Source organism: Streptomyces sp. NBC_01237 (assembly GCF_035917275.1).
In the GTDB taxonomy this organism is placed as follows: domain Bacteria; phylum Actinomycetota; class Actinomycetes; order Streptomycetales; family Streptomycetaceae; genus Streptomyces.
The window spans coordinates 4,985,670-5,005,981 of record NZ_CP108508.1 but is presented as its reverse complement, the minus strand read 5'-3'; the positions used below and the strand labels follow the sequence as shown (position 1 = coordinate 5,005,981).

The following is a 20,312-nucleotide window of genomic DNA, read 5'->3' as shown; positions in this document are numbered from 1 at the left end:
TGGCCCCGCCCGGTACAGCCCCTGTCCCTATCCCCGCTCCAGCAGCTGCCGGCCGATCTCCACATGCCTCTCCGGCAGCCGTACCTCGCCGTCCTTGATGTCCCACAGCCCGTCCTGGAGCACCCGGCCCAGCGTCCAGGCCCGCGCCCGCCCCCGGTCCCGCTCCATGCCCAGCGCCTCGGTCAACGCGTCGAACCGCCACCGCACTTCCGCCGCGTCGAACCGGTCGCCCAGGGCCGGGAACAGATCGAAGCCCGGGTGCCCGGCCAGCGGCTTCGGGTCCAGCGCCAGCCACTCGTGCGCCCGGCCCGCCTCCGCCCGGCCCGCCAGGATGTTGTCGTAGTGCAGGTCCCAGTGCAGCAGCCGGTCGCCCGGCTCGCCCACCACCTCACGTACCGCCGCCGCGCAGTCCAGCAGCAGCTGCCGTTCCGACTCCTCCACCAGCGAACCGACCGCGCCCGGAACCGCGTCCAGCATCCGCGCCGCGATGTCCCCGAGCCCGCGCAGTCCTTCCGGAGCCGGTACGGCCACCAGCCGGGACAGGACCTGTGCGAGGACGCCGACCGCCTCCCGCGTGTCGGCCACGGCCGACAGCGGGCGGCGTTCGTCCAGCCGCTCCAGCAGCATCGTGCCGGTCAGCGGATCGTGGTCGAGCAGCCCCACCGCCCCGGACCCCGCCGCACCCCAGACCCGCAGGGCGACCGGCTCGCCCACCGACTCCTCGTCCAGCAGCTGGAGTTTGAGGGCCGCCGGGCACCCGTCCGAATCCCGCACCACCGGCAGCACCAGCGCGCTCACGCCGTACATCGCGGCGCCGTCCCGCCGCAGCCCCCACTCCTCCAGGAACCGGGCGGCCAGCGACGGCAGCGTGGCGATGAACGCCCGCCCGGCCTCCCCGTTGTACTTGGACTGGGTCTCGATCAGGGCATCCGGAATGTCGATCACGCCTCCGATCGTAGGCCCGTGCGTCAATCGGTTATGCCCCAGAACCAGCCGGAGGACGAGCCGGAGCACATCCCGGCCAACGTCCCGGAGCACGTCACGGCGAGCCATCAGGAGAGCGGGCCGGAGAGCGGGCCGGATGCCCGTGCGGCCGGCAGCCTGGCCACCACCGCCCGCGCTGCCAGCACCGCCCTCCGCCGCTGGATCACCACCGCCCCCGGCACGTACGTCTGGCTGGCGATCCTCTTCGCCACCACCGTCGTGATGCACCGGATGTCGCCGGACTTCGAGGAGGACTTCCTGCGCCAGCGCTCGACCAACATCCACGAGCTCTCGCAGAACCCGGTCCGGGTCCTCGTCTCCAGCGCCCTGTGGATCGACGGCGGCCGATGGCTCCCGTACGCCGTCCTGTTCACCGTCTTCCACGCCACCGCCGAACACTGGCTCGGCACCCTGCGCTGGCTCACCGTCGCCGCCGCCGCCCACGTCCTCGCCACCCTCGTCAGCGAGGGCGTCCTGGCCTGGGCGGTCCGGCACGGCCACGCACCGCAGTCCTCCGTCAACACCCTGGACATCGGGGTCAGTTACGCGCTCGCGGGGGTGGTCGCCGTCCTCGTCTACCGCGTCCCGCGCCCCTGGCGGCACGTGTATGCCTTCGCCGTCCTCGTCTTCTACGGCATCCCGCTCGTCACCGGCCGCTCCTTCACCGACCTGGGCCACTTCACCGCCGTACTGATCGGGCTCGCCTGCTACCCGCTGACCCGTCACCCCCACCCCCGGGGCCCGCGCACCTCCTGAGCTCCGCACGAGACGAAACGCCCCGCGGCGCAGTAACGTCCGGCCACACGTACTCTCGGCGCACATCGGACAGCAGGGGCATCATGAACACCGTCAGTACCGTCAACGGCGGCATATCGTTCTGGTACGCGCAGGAGGGCACCCCCACACCCCGCGAACCCCTGCCGGGCGACGCGACCGCCGACGTCTGCATCGTCGGCGGCGGTTACACCGGACTCTGGACGGCGTACTACCTCAAGAAGGCCGTCCCCTTCCTCAACATCACCGTGCTGGAAGCGAAGTTCTGCGGGTACGGCGCCTCCGGGCGCAACGGCGGCTGGCTCTACAACGGCATCGCGGGCCGCGACCGGTACGCGAAACTCCACGGCCACGACGCGGCGGTCCGGCTCCAGAAGGCGATGAACAGCACCGTCGACGAGGTCATCGCCGTCGCCGCCGAGGAGAACATCGACGCCGACATCCACCGGGGCGGCGTCCTGGAAGTGGCCCACACCCCGGCCCAGCTCGCCCGCCTGAAGGACTTCCACTCCGTCGAGATCGCGTTCGGCGAGACCGACCGCGTCCTGCGCGGCGCCCGCGAGACCGCCGAACGCGTCAACGTCACCGGAGCCATCGGCTCCACCTGGACCCCGCACGGCGCACGGCTGCACCCGGTCAAACTGGTCAAGGGCCTCGCCGACACCGTGGAAGCCCTCGGCGTCACCCTCCACGAGTCCACCCCCGTCACCGAGATCAGACCCAAACACGCCGTCACCCCGTACGGCACGGTCCGCGCCCCCTACATCCTGCGCTGCACCGAGGGCTTCACCGCGAACCTCAAGGGACACAAGCGCACCTGGCTCCCGATGAACTCCTCGATGATCGCGACCGAACCGCTCCCCCGGTCCGTCTGGGACACCCTCGGATGGGACGGCCGCGAAACGCTGGGCGACCTGGCGCACGCCTACGTCTACGCCCAGCGCACCGCCGACGACCGCATCGCCCTGGGCGGCCGCGGCGTCCCCTACCGCTACGCCTCGGCCGCCGCGCGGTCCGGCGACGGCCGCACCCGGCCCGCCACCGTCGAGGCCCTCCGCGACCTCATGGTCCGGCTCTTCCCCACCACGGCCGGCGCCCGTATCGACCACACCTGGTCCGGCGTCCTCGGCGTGCCCCGCGACTGGTGCGCCACCGTCTCCCTGGACCGCTCCACCGGTCTCGGCTGGGCGGGCGGCTACGTCGGTTCCGGCGTCGCCACCGCCAACCTCGCCGCCCGCACCCTGCGCGACCTGATCCAGCAGGACTCCGGCCAGGCGGGCCCCACCGACCTGACCACCCTGCCCTGGGTCAACCACAAGGTCCGCCGCTGGGAACCCGAACCGCTGCGCTGGCTCGGCGTCCACGGCATGTACGCCGCCTACCGCGCCGCCGACCGGCGGGAGGCCACCTCCCCGCGCACGGGCACCGACCCGATCGCCAAGGTGGCGGACCGCATCGCCGGGCGGCACTGAGACACGGACGCCCCCGGCCGCCCTTCGAGCTCCGCCGGGCGCCCGTCAGCCGTTGAGGTGCGCGCCGATCCGGAGGAACGCCTGGACCAGCGGGGCCGGGGGCACCGTCGGCGGCATGACCTGCGAGGCGAAGTGCGTGACGACCAGGCCGAGTCCGGGCGGGACGAACAGCCGATGACCGTGGATCCCGCTCGCCATGAAGGAGCCGTACGGGTCGTTCGGGATCCACCACAGGTCGTGGTACGAGAGGGTGGCGGGCGTCGTCCCGGGGGCGCCGGGAAAGCGGACGCGCCGGGGGTAGCCGTCGGGAACCCCGGTCGCGATGGCTGAGGCGACGGATTCCGGCACCATCTGGAGGCCCCCGACAGCACCGCCGCAGCGGATCATCTCGCCGAGCCGGGCCCACATCGCGTGCGGTCGCGCTGAAACCGCCGCGGGCCGACTCGGCGCCTTCGGAGTCGAGGTCTCCCGGCTCATCGACGCCCTCAAGGCGCGCGGCCTGACGAGCCGCTGGTCGAGCGGTGCTCTACAGGGCACCGCCGTATGTGTCGCGGGGACGGCGATGGCCTCCTTCCCCTTCGTCGACGCGTCGGGCCCCCGCCTCCTGCTGATCGGCATGACCTTCGGCTGCACCGCCGTCGCGATCCCCCCGCACTACATGACCACGGCCGAGGTGGTCCCCACCGCCCAGCGCGGAGCGGTGTTCGGCATCGTCGCCGCGACCGGCACCCTCCCCGGCCTCATCGCGCCGTCGCTCACCGGCCACCTCATCGACGCGGCAACCACGCAGGCGGCGGGATACCGGACCGCGTTCCTCGTCACCGCCGTCGTCATGGTCGTCGCCGGGGCGTTCGCGGTCGCCGCGATCCGGCCGGAGCACGACGCGCGACGCCTGGCCTCGGCCCCCGGCCCGCGCACGAAGCACACGGAGGGGTGACCGGCACGCGCCCCTCCACCTCACGAGCACCGCCGCACGCCCCCGTACGCCCCGCCTCACGTCGCGTTCAGAGCCACCGTCGGGTGGAGACGGGAGGCGCGGATCGCCGGGTAGAGGCCCGCGACCACGCCGATCAGCAGGGTGGCGGCCAGGCCGCCCGCCAGGGACCAGGGCGGCACCACCGCCGTCCACCCCTGGACCTGCGCGAAGCCGTACGTCGCCGCCGCGCCGAGCAGTGCGCCCGTCGCCCCGCCCAGCGCCGACAGCAGCAGCGACTCGGTGAGGAACTGGAGCCGGATCGCGTTGCGGGTCGCGCCCAGCGAGCGGCGCAGGCCGATCTCCCGGCGGCGTTCCAGGACGGAGATGACCATGGTGTTGGCGACGCCCACACCACCGACCAGGAGGGCCACCGCGCCCAGACCGAGCATCAGGGTCGTCAGACCCTTGTCGGTGGCGGCCTTGGCGGCCAGCGCGTCCGAGGGGCGGGAGACCTTGACGCCCGACTCGCGGCCGGGGCTGATGGTGCGGGCCAGGATCGCCCACACATCCTCCACCGAAGCGTCCGTGGAACGCTCGAAGATGGTGGTGGGGTGGCCGTCGAAGCCGAAGTAGCGCTCGGCGGCGGGGAATCCGACCATGGCCACCCGGTCCAGGGTGGGGACCAGTTCGATCGGTTCGAGGATGCCGACGACGACCACGCGCGTGTCGTTCATCATGATCGTCCCGCCGGGGCGGGTGATGCCGAGGCGTTCCGCCGCCACCGCGCCGAGGACCGTTGTCGGGAGGCGTTCGCCGACCGGGTTCAGCCAGACGCCCCTGGCGACCTCGCCGCCGAGCGTGGACAGCAGGTCGGTGCGCACCGCCTGGGTGATGACACCGGCGGTCCGCTCCTCGGGGACCACATCGCTGCGGCGGATACGGGCGTCGACGTCGGCGGTGGCCGTGGCGTGCCGCACCGGGCCGACCCTCTCGACCATCGCGACCGCGTTCTTGGGGAGCTTGACCGGGTTCCCCGTCTCGTCCTCGCCCGCCTCCGCGGTGAGGAGGTTGGTGCCGAGCCGGTCGAGCTGGGCCATCAGGTCCGCGCGGCTCGACTCGGACAGGCCGACGACCGCGACCATGGTCGCGATACCGATGGCGATCCCGAGCGCCGAGAGCACCACGCGCGCCCGGCGCGCCCGGAGGCCGACCGCGCCGACCCGGAAGATGTCGCGGAGGGAGAGACGGGAGGGCTTGAGGTCGTTCCTCATGAACCGGCCTCCTCCGTACGGGAGACGGCGCGCGCACCGGAATCCGGGACGGCGCGCAGATCGGCATCCGGAACGGCGCGCACACCGGGACGCACACCGGAACCCGGGACGGCACGCACATCGGGACGCGCGCCTGGGTCCGTACCGGGTCGCACACCGGGAGGCGCGCCGGCGCGCCTTCCGGTACGGGCGTCCGCGACGATCTCGCCGTCCTTGAACCGGACCCGGCGCGGCAGCGAGTCCGCGATCCCGCTGTCGTGGGTGATCACGCAGATGGTGGTGCCGGACGCGTTCAGCTCGCGCAGCAGCTCCATGACGATCTCGCCGGACGCCGTGTCCAGCGCCCCGGTCGGTTCGTCCGCCAGCAGCAGCCGGGGGTTCCCCACCAGGGCGCGGGCGATGGCCACGCGCTGCTTCTCGCCGCCGGACAGCTCGCTCGGCGTGTGCGAGCAGCGGTGGTCAAGTCGCACCTTGGCCAGCGCGTCCCGGGCACGGGCCCGGCGTTCCTTCAGCGGGACGCCCGCGTAGAGCAGCCCGTCCGCGACGTTGTCCACCGCGTCGCGTCCCGCCGCCAGGTGGAAGTGCTGGAACACGAAGCCGATGTGGCGGGCGCGCAGTGCGGAGAGCCGGGAGTCGGAGAGTTCGGAGACGTCGTACCCGGCGATCCGGACGGTTCCCGTGGTGGGTCTGTCCAGGGTGCCCATGACGTTGAGCATCGTGGACTTGCCGGAGCCGGACGGGCCGACGACGGCGACCAGTTCGCCCGCTCCGACGGTGAGGTCCACCCCGCGCAGGGCATGGACGCCACCGGGGTAGGACTTGGTGACATCCCGCAGTTCGATCACCGGGTCCGCCGGTAGTGTCATGACTTCGCCACCCCGACCTTCATGCCCTCACGCAGCTCCGGGCCGCTGACCTCGATCAGCCCGTCGGCGGTCATCCCGGTCTCCACCCGCACCATCGTCGAGGTGGTGCCCCGGACGACCTGGAGGCCGTAGCCGCCCCTCTCGCCGCGCAGGGCGACGACCGCCTCGACGGGGACCGCGAGGACCCCCCTGCGCGCCTCGCTGACGAACTTCACGCTCAAGGGCGCCTTGACGTCCTCGCCGGACACGGCGTCCGCCCCGCCGTTCAGGACGACCTCGACGGTGATGCCCTCCTGGGCGGCCGCACCGCCCCCGGCGGCCGGCTCCTCCGGGCGCACCGTCCCGGCGACCCGGCCGGGCGCGGTCCTCCCGCTCGGCAGGATGACGTCGACCTTGGTGCCGCTCGATGTGAGCGCGCCGTCGGTCTGCTCCAGTTCCGCCCTGACGACGGGTTTGGTGGAGGCGATCGTCAGGACCGCGTCACCGGGGCCGACCGAGTCGGCGAGCGCGGCGTCGGCGGCGGCCACCTTGACCTGGCCGGGCTGGAAGACGACATCGCCCTTGCCGACCCTGCCGGTGCCGTCACGGTTCAGGGACTTCTGCCACCGCTCGACGGCGGCCGCGGTGCCCTCGTCGTACCGGACGTCGACGTACACCCCGGCCCCGTACCCCAAGTCACGCAGATTGCGCTCCAGTTGGAGTACGTCGCTGCCCCGGTCGCCCACCTTCATCTCGCGGAACATCGGGACCGGCCCGTAGAGGAGCGTGACGGGCTTGTCGTTCAGTTCGTACAGCGCCTGTCCCCTGGTCAGCGTCCGCCCTTCGGAAGCGGCCACCGTGACGGTGCCCTCGACGGCGGACTTGACGACGCGGCGCTGCGCGAAGTCGAGTTTGCCGTCGACCGTCCTGGACTGCACGAGGTCGGTGCGCACGACGGCCGTGGTGGCGGGCGGCAGGTCGCCGCCCCTGCCGGAGGCACCCGCGTCGTCACCGCCGCCGAGGAACAGGACTCCCCCGGTGACGGCGGCGGCGACGGTCAGCGCGCCCAGCGCGAGGAAGGCCGCGCGGCGCTTCACTGCATGCCGTCCAGACCTTCGAGCAGCTTCGACTCGCACGCCTTGCGGGCCTGCTTGTACGACGGCGACTCCTGGTCGATGGACGGGGAGCCCGGGGTCGGGTCGCCGCCGGGGATCGCCTGGCCGCCGGACATCGTCGGGTTGGTGAACTTGGAGACCCCGTTGTCCCGCATGCACTGGGCGTGCGCCAGCATCGACTCGTAGGCCTTCTGCTGGTCGACCTTGGGCGCGGCGTCCGACGCGGCCAGCAGCTCGGGGACGCAGGCGCGGTTCTTGCCCCCCTTGAAGGCGTCGTTGCTGCCGGGCCGGGAGGCGATCTCGTTGATCTTGGACCAGTCGAGGTATCCGCTGAGCTTGGGGTCGGGGAAGTCCTTGTAGCCGCCCTTGACGCGCATGCACTGGACGTACGTCATCTGGGCGTCGTAGAAGGCGCTCTTGGCCGCGGGCTTGGCGCTCGGCGAGCTCCCGCTCTTCGCGGTGCTCCCGGCCGGGGCGTCCGGTACGTCGGCGATCGCGTCGTCCTTCTTCGCTCCGTCGGCGCTGTCCGCACCACCACCGCAGGCGACGGAGAAGGCGAGTACGGGCACGGCCACCAGGGTGGCCACACGGAGCCGGGCGGTGGCGCGGAGCCGGCTGGCGGCACGGGAATCGGTCCTGAGGAAGCTCATGCGCTTCACGTTCGCCGTCGCGGATGATGACGGGTCCATGGCCACATGATGGGAACGTAACAATGCCCCCGACCTGCGGATCCATCCCGTACGAAGCAGGCGGACCCGGTCCCGGCATGCCCATAATCGGCCCCATGCCGCATGTGCTGCTCATCGAGGACGACGCGTCCGTACGGGACGGAATGGAGCTCGTGCTGCGCCGGCACGGGTACGGCGTGGACACCGCCGCCACCGGCGAACAGGCCCTCGCCCTGCTCGCCGGGGAGCAGGGTGCGCGGGTCGAACTGGCCGTACTGGACCTGATGCTGCCCGGCATGGACGGCTTCGAGGTGTGCCGCCGCATCCGTGCCCGCTCCGCGACCCTGCCGGTCATCATGCTGACCGCACGCGGCGACGACTCCGACATCGTGACGGGCCTGGAGGCGGGCGCCGACGACTACGTCGTCAAACCGGTGACCGCGCCCGTGCTGGAGGCCCGCATCCGGGCCGCGCTGCGACGCGCGGAACCGTCGCCCTCCGGGTCCTCACCCGCGCAGGCGGGCGGCCCGCCCGGCCTCGGGGGCCTGCTCATCGACCGCGCCGGCCTGACCGTCACCAAGAACGGCACACCGGTCCCGCTGCCGCCCACCGAACTGCGGCTGCTGCTGGAGCTGTCGGCCTGCCCCGGCCGGGTCCTCAGCCGCGAACAGCTCCTCGAATCCGTCTGGGACCACAGCTTCCTGGGCGACTCCCGGCTGGTGGACGCGGCGGTCGGCCGGCTGCGGGCCAAGCTGGAGGACGTACCGGCGAAGCCGCGTTACGTACAGACGGTGCGGGGCTTCGGCTACCGCTTCGGGCCGCTGTGACCCGGAGGGACGAGGGAGGCACGTACGGTGCCGCTTCGGCGCGGCGCTCCCTGCGGCTCCTCGTCGGGCTGCGCAGCCGGCTCGTCGTCGCGTTCGTCGTCGTCGCCCTGATCAGCGCGGTGACCGCGACCGCCCTCGCCTACCGGGAAGCCCGCACCGCCGTTCTCCAGCGCGCCCAGAACGCGACCGTGAACGACTTCCGGGAACGGGTCGGCACGGTGGCCGCCGACTTCGACGTACCGCCCGACCAGCGGTCGCTGTCCCGGTTCACGGCGCAGGTGTCGGAGGGCATCGGCGGGAAGATCGTGGTCGCCCACTACCAGGACCTCGTCGCGGTCTCCGACTCGCTCGCCGATACGGAGGGACGGATCACCACCGAACTGCGCACCGCCGTCATGACCGGCGACGACGCCGAGTTCCAGCGGGTGGTCTGGCGGGGCGAGCCCTACCTGGTCGTCGGCACGCCCGTCACGTTCGCCGACGGCGACCGCAGCGCCTCCGGCCTGGAGGTCTTCGCGATTTCCGACCTGCGGGCCGAGCGCGACGACACGGCCGCCCTGCTCGACTCCGTGCGCGACGGCATCGCGCCGGTGGTGCTGCTGGCCGCCGTGCTGGCGCTGCTGGCCGCGAGAACCGTCCTCCGTCCGGTACGGAAGCTGGGCCGCGCGACCCGTGAACTCGCCTCCGGAGACCTCGGCAGCCGGGTCGCCGTCTCCGGCCACGACGAACTGGCCGAACTGGCGAGGACGTTCAACGAGACCGCCGACGCGCTCCAGCACTCCGACGCGGAACTGCGCGAGCAGGAGGCGAAGGCGCGCCGCTTCGTCGCGGACGTGTCGCACGAACTGCGCACGCCCCTCGCGGCGATGACGATGGTGGCGACCGTCCTGGACGAGGACGCCGACCAGCTGCCGCCGGACGCGGCGCGGGCGGCCCGTACCGTCGGCGCGGAGACGGCCCGGCTGTCCCGGCTGGTCGAGGACCTGATGGAGATCTCCCGCTTCGACGCCAAGGCGGTACGGCTGAACGCGGCCGGGACGGACCTCGCCGACACCGTACGCGCGTCGCTGGCGCTGCGCGGCTGGACGGACCGGGTACGGACGCACCTCCCCGAGGGCGTACGGGCGGTGGTCGACCGGCGCCGCATCGACGTGATCGCCGCGAACCTGGTGGGCAACGCGCTGCGGCACGGGGCCCCGCCGGTCACCGTGACCCTCGGGACGGCCCTCGCGGCGGACGGGGAGTGGGTGACGCTGGAGGTCGCCGACCACGGTCCGGGGCTGCCGCCGGAGGCCCGGGAGCGGGTCTTCGACCGCTTCTACAAGGCGGACGCGGCCCGCACCCGTGGCGCGGCCGACGACAGCGGCCAGGGCAGCGGTCTCGGCACGGCGATCGCACTGGAGAACGCCCGGCTGCACGGCGGCACGATCGATGTGACCGCGGGCCCCGAGGGCGGGGCGGTGTTCACGCTGCGGCTGCCCCTGCGACGTACCGAAGGGAGCCCGGAGTGCCCGGAATGAAGGTCCGGCAGGGGGTCGTGGCCGCCGTGCTGGGGGCCGCCCTCATGGGCTGCGGCGTCCAGCCGACCGGAGTGATAGGCGCGGGCGAGCCCGCGTCCGGACTGACGCGCGGCATCCGGCTGTACTACGCCTCCGCCGCCGGGCTGCGCGGGGTGCCCCTGATCGACGTAGAGGTCGAGGACCTCAACACGGTGATCAAGTACCTCGCCCAGGGTCCCCCGCCCGCCGAACAGCGCGACGGCCTCACCTCGCTCGTCCAGCTGGGCGGCTACCGGGCCACCGGAACGGGCACCCGCGTCACGGTGCGCATCGACGGCGCCTACACGGCGACGGGCCGCGACCAGGGCACCGGCCAGCTGGTGTGCACCCTGGCGCGTGCCCAGTCCGTCATCGACCCGAAGGTGCGGACCGACGACGTCGAGGTCACGCTGCGCCCCTCCGAAGGAACCACGCTGGGCCCGTACCGGTGCGCGGAGTTCCTCGACGGGTGAGGCGGACCGCGGCAGATCCCGGCTCGGAGGGGACAGCCCTCAGCGGGCGGCCGAGGACGCGAAACCGAAGCCGCCGTGGTCGCGCATCCGGTAGTTGTCCCCCTCGACGCCGATGATCTCGCAGTGGTGGACGAGGCGGTCGATCACGGCCGAGGCCACCGCGGCGTCGCCGAGGACGAGGTCCCAGCCGCTCAGGGGCTTGTCGCTGGTGACGACCAGCGAGCCGCGCTCGTAGCGGTGCGCCACGAGTCGGGAGAGGAGCTGGGCCTCTTCGGCCTCCAGAGGGAAGCAGCCCAGCGCGTCGACGATCAGCAGGGGGTACCGGTCCAGCAGGGCCAGTTCCTTGGTGAGGCGGCCCGCGGCCTTGGCGTCGGCGAGCCGGGCGGCCCATTCGGCGGCGGTGGCGAACAGCACCTGGTGGCCGGCCTGGCAGGCGCGCGTACCGAAGGCGACGGCGAGGTGGGTCTTGCCGGTGCCGGGCGGACCGAGGAGCACCACGTTCTCCTTGGCGGTGATGAAGTCCAGCTTCCCGAGCGTGTCCACCGCCTCCCGGTCGAGCGACCTGACGAAGTCGTGGTCGAAGTCCTCCAGGGTCTTGGGGGCGGGGAAGCCCGCGGCGCGGATACGGGAATCGGCGCCCGAACCTCCACGCGAGGCGGCCGGCATCGCCGCCGACGCGGAAGGCACCGCCCGCCCCACCGACGTGACCTCGCCGTGCGTCCCGCCGGACTGCTTCGGGATCAGCTGCGGATTCCCTCCCCCGTGACCCTCCGCATGGCCACCGCCCCCACCGTCCCCATGACCGCCCTTCCGCGACTCCAGCATGGGGCCCGACATATAGGCCAGAATCGCGGCGGACAGGATGAAGGCCATGTGGATCACGGTCCCCCACAGCAGCGCGTGCCGGGAAGTGTGGTGCACATCGACGAACATCTGAAGCAGATGTACGGACGAAATACCCACGATGGCGGTGGCGAGCTTGACCTTGAGCACGTTCGAGTTGACGTGCGAGAGCCATTCCGGCTGATCTCGATGACCCTGGAGATTGATGCGCGAGACGAAGGTCTCGTAGCCGCCGACGATCGTCATGATCAGCAGATTGGCGATCATCACGACGTCGACCAGTTTGAGGACGGCGAGCATGACATACGTCTCGTCCGCGTAACCGTTGATGACATGACCGATTAATTTCCACAGCTCGTTGAAGAACTTGTAGACATAGACGCCCTGCGCGGCGACGAGTCCGAAATACAGCGGGGCCTGGAGCCAGCGGGTGGCGAAGAGGGCGTATCCGAGCGCGGCGGGCGCGAAACTCGCCGCGTCCCCCGGACCGCGGAACAATCCCGGAGCCGGAGCCCGGGACGAGGCGTTGTGGTCGTGGGCGGGCATGTCATAACTGGTCAACAGCATCTCCAACGACTGCAACAACGGGAGGCTCCACCATTCTTATGGGCCTTCCACCGCCCTTCTGAATTCGGTGCACTCGTTGGGATGAATAGAATTTCGGTAGGACAAGAGCCAGTTCATGGGGCCGCGCGCCATACGTCCATCGCACGCTGTTCCCGGAAGGGCGAAGGCGACTTCATCACACCGGAATCCGAACCCGGTCCGTTCGCGCATTTCCGAGCGATCCAGGGAAAGGCTTCGCATCCGGAGCCGACCCGGTGGCGAATCACGCCCATTTCGCCGTGACCCAACGCCTTCTCCCCGCCGACCCGGAACTCCGGCACGCACCGAATCCCCGAGCACGGCCGATCCCCCGCGGATCCGCGCACCCCGCACCCCGGGACAGCACTTGGGCCCCCGGCGACCGCCGAGCCGCACGTGAGCAGGCCCACCGCCCGGATCGATCGCGTACGGAGCCCCGACCACGGCGGTTCCACTCGGCTCCCGAACGGCCACCCCTGGCACCGTCGCCTCCGCCGCCCCTTCGCACTCAAGGGCACGGAACGGAAAAGGACCAGGTCAGAGGGTGTCTGACCTGGTCCTTCAGCGAGCCCCCTGTCGGATTCGAACCGACGACCTACGCATTACAAGGGCCCGAAAGATCATCCCGGGTGGTGCCGGACGATGCCACAGAATCCCGTATCCCCAGGTCAGAGACACCTGACCTTGATCACTATGACGCTGGGTCCACCCTAGTGCTACCCAGTCCGCTCACGCAGCGCTCACGCAAGCGAGACGTTCGACGACCGAAAAACCGCAGGTCGCTGGCCTTCGAAAGGCGACCATCCGTACGGGCCCTCACTCCTGGCCCTGCGTGACTCGCCCCCGAGCCGGGGGCCTCAAACCTCACCCCTCGGCTGGAGCCCAGGGGCCCCGGGCGCTTCCTTCCGATCATCGCGCTGACCGATGAAGATGGCGGCGAGGTGGTGGTGGCTTTGTCGTAGCGGGTGGCCGGCCCCACCGCCGCTTCAGGGTGAAGCGGTTGCACGCATGCGGTGAGGCAGGGCCCGTCCAGCGAGATCCGGAAGGGCCCTGTCTGGCCTTGCCGGGATCATCAACCCTTGCTGATCACGAGCCCTGCCATCGCGGCGCTCAACGTGAGACAGGCTCCGAACGCCGTGCCAGCCTTCAGCAGGACAGCCGGAAGAGGGTTGCCGCCGAGGTGGTGCAGTACGCCCGTGATCCCTCCGCAGATCACGGCCGTTTCCACGGCTACCACCCCGCTCAACACCCAGATGACGATGTACTCGTATGACACCTGCAGCCCTCCTTCGTCGTTGTCCGGACCTACCTTTCACCCGTGATCGACACTTTTTGTTCACCATGCACTGACTGACTTGCGTGTGATGAGCGGCTGGAACGTCAATCAGCTCGTCGCTAGGTGCGGTTCTCTGGGGCGGACAGTGATCAGCAACGCACTGAACGCCCGTAAGGGCCGGAAAATCCCATCTGCGGATACGGTCGTTAGGATCTGCCAGGCTCTCGGCGCGGACTCGACCCCGTTGCTTGAACTGCTCAGGCAAGCCAAGGAGGATCGGCGGACCCCGCCCCCCGGGCCGCGAGCAGAGGACCGGAGCCGGCAGTTCGCCCGAGAACCCAGCTCTGAGGTAGACGATGCCGCCGACACTTCAGGCCGGTTCGACCCGCTACGGCGCGAGAACCTGGAACGGTCAGTGCAGTGGGCGCTGGAAAGTGCTCCACCCGTCCCGCTTGCCTCGTTCCCTGCGGCGCCGGTCGAAGGTCTGTACGCCCTGTATTACGTGGGGTCGCACTCGCTCTATCGCCCGGTGTCCTCATCGGCTTGCGCGGTTCCGATCTATGTCGACAAGTCCCTGCCGAGTGGGAAGTCTCGTAGCGGGATGGCCGTCCGGGGTTCCATGAATCGTCGGCTGCGCACTCATCTGAGATCGCTTGAGGACGTACACGACCTTGATGCCCTGGACTTCCTGGTGCGGTATCTCCCAGTAGACGAAATCTGGACGATCGGCCCTGAGCGGCTCATGATCGGTGATCACCGACCGGTCTGGAACGTCGTCGAAGGCTTCGGGGTCCACATGCAGGGGAGCTTTCGGGCGGCAACGACCCCTCGGACGTTCTGGGATGAGCTGCATCCGGGAAGGCCGCAGTCCGAGCGCCAGAGGGACGCCGAGTTGAGCCGCGCCGATCTGCAACGGGCGGTGCGGCAGCACTTCGCTCGCGTGGCAAGTGACTAAAGCGCATGGCTTCGACCGACGGACCAGGCTGGGGGCACCCGGACTACACAGCATGCCCTTCTCCAACAGATCACGGATCGCGTCGTCTCGCCTGCGAAACAACGATCCGCCCATCCCCGGCGCTATACACAACGACAGCGGCTCCTGGAGACAGCCGCGCCTCCGCGAGTACCCCAAGGGAATCTCGATGGCGCCTGCTTCGGAGATGGTGGCCTCGGCTGGTTCCCTGATCATTCCGCCAGTGAGCCACCGCCCACGGGTCGGCTTAGAGCGTGATCAGATCGCTCCGGGGGGCCGCCCGGCCGCGCTCGTCGGAGGCGTTGCATGCAGCTTCAGGTGCTCGCGGACCGCTTCTCGGAGTGGCACGGGCCCCGATGGCTGGGGGCGCATCCCGTCGGCCCACGCCACACCGGTGTGGACCTCATGCCACTTTGGTCGCATCTGTTCGGCCTGGCGGGGCCCTCCCTGGGGGTTCACACCGAAGCCCTCAAGTATCACGTTCCAGACAGGCTGGAGGTCTTGGATCATCAAGCGCTCGGCCATCGGCGTGAAGAGGTCGTCGGCGGGGAGGTAGCGGACGTAGAAGTCTTCCAGTTCGAAATCAGCGGCCGCTTTGAGCTTCCGCCGATGGGTCGAGAGTCGCTTCCAAAGCGGCGTTCCTGCCCACGCTTCAGCGACCTCAACGCCCTTGCGGCCGCCCTCAGGATCAGACTTGCCCACATAAATGGGCACCTCGAACGATCCGGAGATCGGCGCGTACAGCTCGTGGTCCCCCGCGTAGTAGATCGCGTAGATCCCGCAGCCGTTGAACGACCGGACCCTGTCCATCCGAATAGGCTCGCCGGACGTTAGCGCCCAGAGCACACTGCGCCCGAGGTTTTCCCGTCGAAGCGGGTCGTAGATGCTGTCGGCGCCAGCCTTTGGCGGCTCGTCCACGACGCCATCGAAGGGAAGTTGGGCTGACACGGCGGCTACTCCTTTTCTTGTTCGGAATCGTTGGCTACTGGATGGGATGCTGGTCCGCGCGGGCTGGGTCAGCCCCCTGTTGTTGGCGGATCGACTTCGATGTCCCCTGCCGGCTCGGCCTCGGGCACGGCGTTGACGCGTTGGCCAGCGCGGTAGTACCGCCACGCGCTCTTGTAGTCATTGGGGCTGTCGTCGTACATGATCACGTAGCCCATGAGAGCGGCGACCTGCCATTTAGCCGGTATCTCCGCCGAGACCAGCTGGAAGACCTCGTCGGCGGTCATTGCGGCCGATGGCACGTGGACGCTTCGAGCCTTGAAGTCCGCCGACTTTCCGTACCTGAAGTTGTACGGGAGGCCAGCCTTGATCGTCTCCAGGAGTTCCTGCAGCGTCGTCTCGCCGGGCAACAACCCCTTGATCGGCCGGTCAAGATCGATGGGGAACACGACGTCGAAGTGGTTCTGCTTCAGGACGGTGCTGTCCCGCTGGCGGCCAGGATCCTTGTTGCCGAAGCCGTTGTTGTTCCAGGGGATGTCGCCCATGCCCTTGTGGTGGGTGATGAGCAGCTGTTCCGGGGCGAGGGCGGAGAAGTCCTCGGCTACGTACAGGCACGAGAAGGCCATCTCGTCCGGGGAGATGTTGCGGCGCCCCGAGATCTTGCCGAGGTGGTTGCGGAGACGGGCCGGCAGGGACTTGTCGGCCTTGCCGACGTAGACGAACTCGCCGTTCAAGTAGAGCTGGTAGACCCCGGGCTTCTCCTTGAGCCGCGCGATGTTCGGCTCCGTGAGTGGAGCCCTGTCGAGTCCATCGAGGGCGGCGGCCAGCTGGTCACCGAGCGCCTTGGTGATGCTCAACGTGAAGTCCTTGTGGTACTGCGTCCCGTCGTCGGAGCCCACCACCGGCGTCATCGGTCCCACTCCCTTGTCGGCATGATCGCGGGCAGCCTATCGGCGACCTGCACACACTGACGAACCTTCAGCTCGAAGCGGCTTGAAGATCTACAACTCCGCGGTATGCTTTTAAAATGGCTGAACTGCAAGAAGGATCAAAGAAGGACCGCACGGGTGTCGAGCTCTTCGCTGGCGCCGGCGGTCTGGCCATGGCCGTCCACCGTGCCGGATTCCGCCCCCTGCTCTTCAATGAGTTCGCCAAGCGGGCGTGCGAGACCCTGGAGGCCAACGGGGCCCAGCGGCTGCCGGACGGCCAGAAGCCGACGCGGGCTCCCGAACCCGGCGAGAAGGTGCCCCTCGTCGCGGGCGATGTCCAAGAACTCGACATGGACTACCTGGCCGGCGAAGTGGACGTCCTCGCTGGCGGCCCTCCCTGCCAGCCGTTCAGCCTCGGCGGCGTCGCCAAGGGCGACGAGGACAAGCGGAACATGTTCCCCCAGATGTTCAAGGCCGTCCGGCAGATCCAGCCGAAGGCCGTGATCTGCGAGAACGTCCGCGGTCTACTCAGGCCCTCATTCCGTCGCTACTTCGACTACATCCAGCGCGAGCTGGAGCTGCCTTTCGAGGAGCGAGTCGACGGCACCGACTGGGAGCAGCACTACGAGTACCTGCTGGAGCGCCGCGAGAAGGAGCTGGACGATCCCGGGAAGCGGTACGACACCGTCATGATGCCGGTGAACGCAGCCGACTACGGGGTCCCGCAGATTCGCAATCGTGTGATCATCGTCGCGTTTCGTCGCGACCTGAACGTCGACCTTGAGCTCTTCAAGGACCTCGTGAGGCCGACACACTCCGAGACTGCCCTCTTCCGATCCATGGAGGACGGGAGCTACTGGGAGCGGCACGCGAATGTGCCCGACCACGTGCGCGAGTGGGTCCTGGCCCGCCTCCCGAAGACCATGCCCATGGACGACGGCCTGCTCCCCTGGCACACCCTGCGTGACGCGATCGTCGGTATCGGTGACAACAAGCCACTGCCAGAGGTACCGGACGAGTGGCTGGACCGCACCGAGCACTTCCTCGGCGGGTTCACGGAACACGTCGGTTGGCCCGGTGCCCGCATCTACGACGGGCACACCCCCAACGAACTCGACCGCCCGGCGAAGACCGTCAAGGCCGGCGTGCACGGCGTGCCCGGCGGCGAGTCGGTCATGCTCCTGGACGAGCTGGTGGCCGACAAGGCCGCTCAGGGCGGCGTCCGGTACAAGTACCGGTACATGACGGTTCGCGAAACCGCTCGCGTCATGACCTTCCCCGACACGTGGGAGCTCAAGGGCCCGCGGGGGGAGAAGATGCGCCAGCTCGGCAACGCCGTACCCGTTGCCCTTGGCGAGGTCTTCGCCAAGGCGGTCGCCGCCGTCCTGGACGAGGCGGAGGAGCGCCAGAAGTGACGGCGCCCACCAGCAGAGCGCAGAGCGGCTGGAAGCACGACCCGCCGCCGGACCGGGCGTGGAAGGGGCGGCCCGACAGGGCACGCTCCGCCATCGCCGCTGAGCAGGACCGGGCGGCCGGCGGTCGTCACAGACGATCTGTGGACCTCGGCGAGGGGCGCTTCGCCCGGGCCTCTGTGGAGCTGAAGGTTCTTCCCGACACACGACGCATTCGCGCGTACCTGCGCTGGTCCGACGGCGGCAAGTCCCCGGCCCGCTACCTCGGACAGGTCGAGCACGAGACCCGGGCCGCGAACCTCGCCGAGGGTTGGAGGATGGCCTGGGAAAAGGGCCTTCTCACCGAGGAACCGCCGGCTGAGGGCTCCTGGGCTTCCTCGCCATCCGTGCGTGCGGTGATGCGGGGCAACAGGAACAAGGACACCCGGCCAGAGCTGCGACTCCGCTCCTTGCTGCACAAGCAGGGCCTTCGCTACCGCGTGGCGGCACGGCCACTACCCGAACTGCGACGAACCGCTGACGTGTTGTTCTCCAAGCCCAAGGTCGCGGTCTTCGTCGACGGCTGCTACTGGCACGGATGCCCCGAGCACCTTCGAGAGTCACACAAGAACGCCGAGTTCTGGCGCACCAAGATCGAGGGCAATCGCGCTCGCGATGCCGAGACTGATCGTCTGCTCGGTGAAGCGGGGTGGACCGTCATCCGCGTCTGGGAACACGAAGATCCGGTGGATGCCTGCGCTCGAATCGAGGGCATCGTGCGACAGACATCAAGGGACGCGACCGGCTAAAGCCCGCTCCCGGAAAGTACGTCTACGGCCTCATACTTCACGCCACCATTGAGGCATGAGGCATGGCATGAACAATTCGATCGTTGAGTGGGCGATGCAGGTGGCAGAGGCAGAACTACGGGCCTCCCTTCCACGGTGGTGGGCGCATATACAAGGCATGGCTGGCCGTGCGGGCGAGATTGGGTCCGCCCTAGGCAAAGATTCCGCTATGCTCGTCAGCGCCGCCACGCCGCACGATGTCGGGTATGCGCCACGGCTAGTGTGATGCGCCTGAAATCCTGATGCTTAGTTACTACTCTGTTGGCATGTCGCATCCCGGGCCTTCTGCTGTGGAGATCACACTGTCCGAGGCCGAGCGTGCCGAGTTGGTGCGCTGGACGGAATTGCCGCACCGGCGCTCGGCTGAGAAGGCCCGCATCGTCCTGTGCGCGGACGGCATGTCGAACGCTGGTGTGGCACGGCTTGTCGGTGTCCAGGCCAAGACGGTCGGCAAGTGGCGTCGGGCCTTCGCCGCGGATCGGATGGCTGGGCTTGAGGACGCAGGCTGGATCGGCCGGCCGAAGGCAGACCTTGTCCTCGACGACGCCGAGCGCAGGCAGCTGCAGCAGTGGGCGCGGCGGGCGAAGACCGCGCAGTTCCTCGCGTTACGGGCCAAGATCGTGCTGCGTTGCGCGGAGGGCGGGACGAACCAGCAAACCGCGGTGGACCTCGGTATCGACCGATCGACCGTGGACCGCTGGCGGGCCCGGTTCATCGCGAAACGCCTCGATGGTCTGCAGGACGAGCCGCGCTCGGGCCGGCCGCCTTCGATCCTCCTCGATCAGGTCGAGGAGGTCGTCGTGGCCACCCTGGAGTCGTTGCCGGGCCAGGACACGCACTGGTCACGGGCCTCAATGGCTCAGCGAACGGGCCTGTCGAAGTCGACGATCGGGCGGATCTGGAAGCGGTTCGGCCTCAAGCCCCACCTGCAGGACTCCTTCAAGTTGTCCACCGATCCGCAGTTCGTCGCGTAGGTCGTCGACGTTGTCGGCCTGTACCACCATCCGCCCGAGAAGGCGGTCGTTCTCTGCGTGGACGAGAAGTCCCAGATCCAGGCACTGGACCGGTCCCAGCCGGTGCTGCCGATGATGCCGGGTATGCCCGAACGCCGCACCCACGACTATCTCAGGCACGGCATCACCAGCCTGTTCGCCGCCTTCAACATCGCCGACGGCACTGTCATATCGGCACTGCACCGCCGCCACCGGGCGATCGAGTTCAAGAAGTTCCTCACCCGGATCGACAAGGCCGTGCCCAATGGCCTCGACGTGCACCTCGTCTGTGACAACTACGCCACCCACAACACAGCCGACATCAGGGCATGGCTCGCCAAACACCCCCGATTCCACGTCGATTTCACCCCCACCGGCTCCTCCTGGATGAACCAGGTCGAGCGGTGGTTCGGCCTACTCACCGACAAGCTCATCCGCCGCAGCGTCCACACCTCCGTGAAGGCTCTGGAGGACGACATCTCAGCATGGATCGACACCTGGAACGAGAACCCATGGCCCTTCACCTGGACCAAGACCGCCGACGAGAACCTCAACTCCCTCGCCGACTACCTCAACAAGGTCGGAACCACCGGCCAGAAAACCGAACAGAACTAAGCATCAGGATTTCAGGCGCATCACACTAGTGC

19 protein-coding genes and 1 pseudogene are annotated in these 20,312 nt (G+C 69.4%); 10 read left to right on the top strand and 10 right to left on the bottom strand.

The genetic code is table 11. From position 1 onward, the window contains the following. Positions 1-27: 27 nt before the first annotated feature. Entirely contained in the window at positions 28-945 is a 918-nt protein-coding gene (locus OG251_RS22245) for an aminoglycoside phosphotransferase family protein (RefSeq protein ID WP_326678811.1), read from the bottom strand. Positions 946-963: 18 nt separating this feature from the next. On the opposite strand from OG251_RS22245, the gene OG251_RS22240 reads away from it, so the two are divergent. Together OG251_RS22240 and OG251_RS22235 are read left to right on the top strand one after the other, a co-directional pair. Further along, the gene (locus tag OG251_RS22240) at positions 964-1,740 is read left to right on the top strand and encodes a rhomboid-like protein (RefSeq protein ID WP_326678810.1); all 777 of its coding nucleotides are present in this window, start codon (positions 964-966) and stop codon (positions 1,738-1,740) included. Positions 1,741-1,823: 83 nt separating this feature from the next. Continuing rightward, positions 1,824-3,230: an NAD(P)/FAD-dependent oxidoreductase gene (locus OG251_RS22235; protein WP_326678809.1), complete on the top strand. Its 1,407-nt coding sequence runs from the start codon at positions 1,824-1,826 to the stop codon at positions 3,228-3,230. A 45-nt stretch (positions 3,231-3,275) separates the two neighbouring features. Here OG251_RS22235 and OG251_RS22230 read toward each other — a convergent pair whose 3' ends face one another. Then, entirely contained in the window at positions 3,276-3,581 is a 306-nt protein-coding gene (locus OG251_RS22230) for a hypothetical protein (RefSeq protein WP_326678808.1), read from the bottom strand. Here OG251_RS22230 and OG251_RS22225 point away from each other — a divergent pair. Further along, on the top strand, positions 3,553-4,167 hold the full coding sequence (locus OG251_RS22225; protein WP_326678807.1) for an MFS transporter: 615 nt from the start codon (positions 3,553-3,555) through the stop codon (positions 4,165-4,167). The genes OG251_RS22230 and OG251_RS22225 overlap by 29 nt on opposite strands. 56 nt (positions 4,168-4,223) lie before the next feature. On the opposite strand, the gene OG251_RS22220 is transcribed toward OG251_RS22225, so the two are convergent. The 4 genes from OG251_RS22220 to OG251_RS22205 are packed head-to-tail and all read right to left on the bottom strand — an operon-like array spanning position 4,224 to position 8,027. After that, the gene (locus OG251_RS22220) at positions 4,224-5,417 is read right to left on the bottom strand and encodes an ABC transporter permease (protein ID WP_326678806.1); all 1,194 of its coding nucleotides are present in this window, start codon (positions 5,415-5,417) and stop codon (positions 4,224-4,226) included. Next, positions 5,414-6,283 (bottom strand): ABC transporter ATP-binding protein, encoded by an 870-nt coding sequence (locus tag OG251_RS22215; RefSeq protein WP_326678805.1) that lies wholly within the window; start codon positions 6,281-6,283, stop codon positions 5,414-5,416. Before OG251_RS22215 ends, OG251_RS22220 begins: the two co-directional genes overlap by 4 nt. Continuing rightward, on the bottom strand, positions 6,280-7,359 hold the full coding sequence (locus OG251_RS22210; protein WP_326678804.1) for a peptidoglycan-binding domain-containing protein: 1,080 nt from the start codon (positions 7,357-7,359) through the stop codon (positions 6,280-6,282). The genes OG251_RS22215 and OG251_RS22210 overlap by 4 nt, the downstream gene beginning before the upstream one ends. After that, positions 7,356-8,027 (bottom strand): hypothetical protein, encoded by a 672-nt coding sequence (locus tag OG251_RS22205; protein WP_326678803.1) that lies wholly within the window; start codon positions 8,025-8,027, stop codon positions 7,356-7,358. Before OG251_RS22205 ends, OG251_RS22210 begins: the two co-directional genes overlap by 4 nt. 134 nt (positions 8,028-8,161) lie before the next feature. Here OG251_RS22205 and OG251_RS22200 point away from each other — a divergent pair, with 134 nt between their 5' ends. Genes OG251_RS22200 through OG251_RS22190 form a run of 3 tightly spaced genes read left to right on the top strand, consistent with a single transcriptional unit; the run spans position 8,162 to position 10,883 of the window. Beyond that, complete coding sequence (locus tag OG251_RS22200; protein WP_326678802.1) at positions 8,162-8,872, top strand: response regulator transcription factor; 711 nt, start codon at positions 8,162-8,164, stop codon at positions 8,870-8,872. Beyond that, positions 8,869-10,392 carry a HAMP domain-containing sensor histidine kinase gene (locus tag OG251_RS22195; protein WP_326678801.1) on the top strand — a complete coding sequence of 508 codons (1,524 nt, stop codon included), beginning with the start codon at positions 8,869-8,871 and terminating at the stop codon, positions 10,390-10,392. Before OG251_RS22200 ends, OG251_RS22195 begins: the two co-directional genes overlap by 4 nt. Continuing rightward, positions 10,389-10,883 (top strand): hypothetical protein, encoded by a 495-nt coding sequence (locus OG251_RS22190; protein WP_326681355.1) that lies wholly within the window; start codon positions 10,389-10,391, stop codon positions 10,881-10,883. Before OG251_RS22195 ends, OG251_RS22190 begins: the two co-directional genes overlap by 4 nt. Positions 10,884-10,922: 39 nt before the next feature. Here OG251_RS22190 and istB read toward each other — a convergent pair whose 3' ends face one another. Continuing rightward, positions 10,923-12,311, bottom strand: a complete 1,389-nt coding sequence (istB, locus tag OG251_RS22185) for an IS21-like element helper ATPase IstB (RefSeq protein WP_326678800.1) — start codon at positions 12,309-12,311, stop codon at positions 10,923-10,925. 1,072 nt (positions 12,312-13,383) lie between these two features. Further along, on the bottom strand, positions 13,384-13,587 hold the full coding sequence (locus tag OG251_RS22180) for a hypothetical protein (RefSeq protein WP_228868625.1): 204 nt from the start codon (positions 13,585-13,587) through the stop codon (positions 13,384-13,386). A gap of 88 nt (positions 13,588-13,675) precedes the next feature. Between OG251_RS22180 and OG251_RS45005 the strand changes: the two genes are divergently transcribed. Continuing rightward, positions 13,676-14,542 (top strand): Eco29kI family restriction endonuclease, encoded by an 867-nt coding sequence (locus OG251_RS45005; protein WP_442818358.1) that lies wholly within the window; start codon positions 13,676-13,678, stop codon positions 14,540-14,542. A gap of 276 nt (positions 14,543-14,818) precedes the next feature. Here the strand turns inward: OG251_RS45005 and OG251_RS22175 are convergent, their stop codons facing one another. Both OG251_RS22175 and OG251_RS22170 read right to left on the bottom strand, forming a co-directional pair. Continuing rightward, positions 14,819-15,508, bottom strand: a complete 690-nt coding sequence (locus OG251_RS22175) for an Eco29kI family restriction endonuclease (protein WP_326678799.1) — start codon at positions 15,506-15,508, stop codon at positions 14,819-14,821. A 68-nt stretch (positions 15,509-15,576) separates the two neighbouring features. Next, positions 15,577-16,416 carry a GIY-YIG nuclease family protein gene (locus tag OG251_RS22170; protein WP_326678798.1) on the bottom strand — a complete coding sequence of 280 codons (840 nt, stop codon included), beginning with the start codon at positions 16,414-16,416 and terminating at the stop codon, positions 15,577-15,579. A 116-nt stretch (positions 16,417-16,532) separates the two neighbouring features. On the opposite strand from OG251_RS22170, the gene OG251_RS22165 reads away from it, so the two are divergent. The 3 genes and pseudogenes from OG251_RS22165 to OG251_RS22155 all read left to right on the top strand — a co-directional run bounded on the left by OG251_RS22165 (position 16,533) and on the right by OG251_RS22155 (position 20,280). Beyond that, positions 16,533-17,849 (top strand): DNA cytosine methyltransferase, encoded by a 1,317-nt coding sequence (locus OG251_RS22165; protein ID WP_326678797.1) that lies wholly within the window; start codon positions 16,533-16,535, stop codon positions 17,847-17,849. Positions 17,850-17,989: 140 nt separating this feature from the next. Next, on the top strand, positions 17,990-18,634 hold the full coding sequence (locus tag OG251_RS22160) for a very short patch repair endonuclease (RefSeq protein WP_326678796.1): 645 nt from the start codon (positions 17,990-17,992) through the stop codon (positions 18,632-18,634). Positions 18,635-18,963: 329 nt separating this feature from the next. Beyond that, positions 18,964-20,280, top strand: a pseudogene (locus OG251_RS22155) (IS630 family transposase). Positions 20,281-20,312 lie beyond the last annotated feature (32 nt).